This is a genomic window from Odoribacter sp. N15.MGS-14 (assembly GCF_000980245.1).
Taxonomy (GTDB): Bacteria; Bacteroidota; Bacteroidia; order Bacteroidales; family Marinifilaceae; genus Odoribacter; species Odoribacter splanchnicus.
Genome location: NZ_LARE01000201.1, coordinates 1 through 504 on the forward strand (window position 1 = coordinate 1; position 504 = coordinate 504).

General features: G+C 48.6%; 1 rRNA gene. It reads right to left on the reverse strand.

Going from position 1 to position 504, the window contains the following annotated elements:
• Nucleotides 1-92: 92 nt before the first annotated feature.
• Nucleotides 93-504: ribosomal RNA gene (locus tag WS34_RS15145) — 23S ribosomal RNA — on the reverse strand; the annotation flags it as partial.

Below are 504 nucleotides of genomic sequence, written 5' to 3' on the forward strand. Positions count from 1 at the left end.
TCCAAGAAAATCTCTTTCACCAGATTCTCTCAAAACTACTCAATGTATAACTTCAACTTTCTTTCCAACCTTACAACTCTTCTTCCTTTACCTTGGTCAAGCCCTCGACATATTAGTATCAGTTAGCTCAATGAATCACTTCACTTACACACCTGACCTATCTACCAGATCTTCCTTCTGGTGTCTTACTTCCTTTTAGGAATGGGAAATCTCATCTTAAGGTTCGTTTCGCGCTTAGATGCTTTCAGCGCTTATCAATTCCAGACATAGCCACCCAGCTGTGCCTCTGGCGAGACAACTGGTTCACCAGCGGTCTGTCCAACCCGGTCCTCTCGTACTAGGGTCAGCTCCCTTCAAATTTCCTGCGCCTGCGATGGATAGGGACCGAACTGTCTCACGACGTTCTGAACCCAGCTCGCGTACCGCTTTAATGGGCGAACAGCCCAACCCTTGGGACCTACTACAGCCCCAGGATGCGATGAGCCGACATCGAGGTGCCAAACC